The organism is Carnobacterium sp. (genome assembly GCF_032094055.1).
Lineage (GTDB): Bacteria > Bacillota > Bacilli > Lactobacillales > Carnobacteriaceae > Carnobacterium_A.
The window spans coordinates 6,996-8,955 of sequence record NZ_DAMDAK010000034.1 but is presented as its reverse complement, the minus strand read 5'-3'; the positions used below and the strand labels follow the sequence as shown (position 1 = coordinate 8,955).

General features: G+C 39.5%; 2 protein-coding genes and 1 pseudogene. All 3 read left to right on the top strand.

Annotation, left to right across the window (positions count from 1 at the left end):
* A pseudogene (locus RT405_RS06865) lies at window positions 1-85 on the top strand (RNA-binding protein S1); the annotation flags it as partial.
* A gap of 197 nt (window positions 86-282) precedes the next feature.
* Window positions 283-1,692, top strand: a complete 1,410-nt coding sequence (tilS, locus tag RT405_RS06860; RefSeq protein WP_313468658.1) for a tRNA lysidine(34) synthetase TilS — start codon at window positions 283-285, stop codon at window positions 1,690-1,692.
* A 15-nt stretch (window positions 1,693-1,707) separates the two neighbouring features.
* Window positions 1,708-1,960: phosphoribosyltransferase family protein (locus RT405_RS06855; protein ID WP_313468682.1), on the top strand; the 253-nt coding region annotated here is incomplete at its 3' end.

Genomic DNA, 1,960 nt, shown 5'->3' with positions numbered 1-1,960 from the left:
TTTGAAGGATAGTGATGATCGTTTAACGACGCTAAAACGAAGTACCGAAGGAAAACGCGGCGGCCGTGGCGGACGACGTAATTAAAAAGTAAGGCCAAGGATAAGGAAACTTATCCTTTTTTATGTTTTTCCTGCTTTCTGTTGGTTATTTTAAGAAAGCGATTAAGAAAATGTGTGAATTTAAGGAAAGATGACCGACAAATGAAGTTTCTTTCTTTATAATAGAAAAAGTAAGTAAAAATAAACTTGGTGATCAAAAAAGCTGCTAAAGGAGTTAGTCAAATGGAATTGTTTTCTGCTTTTTTAAAGAGCTGTCAGCAACATCGTCATTGGCAGCCAACGGACCGGCTGTTGCTTGCAGTTTCTGGCGGTGTAGATTCCATGGTGCTCGTAGATTTAATTCAGCAGCTGCCCGATCCAGTCAGACCTTGGTTTGGCGTAGTGCACGTCAACCATAAATTACGAAAAGCTTCTGAACAAGAAGAACTTTTTTTAAGGGATTATTGTTTAGAAAAAAATATTCCTTTTTTTCAGCGGGATTGGGAAGTAGCGAAGCACCCAAAAGTTGGAGTAGAGGCAGCGGCGCGAACATTTCGTTATGCCTTTTTCCAAGAAATGATGGAAACCCATCAAGCCACTCACTTGGCAACAGCACATCATGCAGATGATCAAATGGAAACCATTCTGATGCGGCTAGTCCGCGGCGGGCAACTGGAAGGCATGACAGGGATTCAACATGTTCGCTCATTTGGCCCTGGTTTACTAGTGAGGCCGCTATTAGATTATGCTAAATCCGATTTGTATGAGTATAGCCAAGCACATGGAGTGACTTACTTTGAAGATGAGACCAATACTAGTTTGTCTTATACCCGCAATCGCTACCGGCAAACGGTTATTCCACTGTTAAAAAAAGAAAACGACCAAGTTCTGACTCATTTCAGAGAATTTTCAAGTGATTTAGCCGATGTGCTGTCTTTAGCCAATCAAGTTGTTCAAGAAAAAAGTGAACAACTAGTAGTAAAAAAGGAACCAGATTTTCTAGAACTTGAGATAGCCCCATTTTTATCTTTTGATGCTGAGACACAACGTCAAGTTTTGAAATACCTCTTATTGGATTTCTATAACAATCATCCAATGGAATCCCTTAGACAGCAAGTAAACGGACTGACAAGTTTAATGACCGGTTCTAAACCAAACGGACAGTTAGATTTGCCTGACGGTTGGAAAGCAAAAAGAAACTATCACCGGTTACGATTTGAAAAAGCTGTTTTATCCTCAGCAACTCCAGCACTTCTTGAACAAAACCTTTTTCCAGGACAATGGATCGCTTTAGCAAAGGGAGACCGAATCGGTTTGTTTGAAGCAGCAGCTTTTGAACCACCTGTTCTTCCAGAAGATCACTATATATGGCTGGATCCGGCAGAAGTAAAGCTGCCTTTAACGATCAGACACCGCAAACCGGGAGACCGAATGACATTAAAAGGAATGAATACGGGCAGTAAGAAGGTCAAATCCATTTTAATTGATCAAAAAGTTCCCGTAGAAAAACGCAATAAAGCCTATGTAATAACCGATTCTGCAGATGAAATTATTTGGTTAGTAGAATATAAGGAATCTAGATTGTCTATTGAACGTGAAACTGATAAAATACAATACATACTCATCTACCAAAAAGAAAAGAGAACGTATTGAGAGGGAGAACATACAATTATGCAAAATGATATTGAACAGGTGCTTTTTTCCAGAGAGGAACTGGCTCAAAAAACGCACGAATTAGGTCAGCAGTTATCAGCTGATTACAAAGAAAAGAATCCGTTAGTGGTAGGCATACTAAAAGGTGCCACACCTTTCTTATCTGATTTAGTGAAAGAAATGGATATTTATCTTGAAATGGATTTTATGGATGTTTCAAGCTATGGCGGCGGTATTACTTCATCAGGAGAGGTTAAGATCTTGAAAG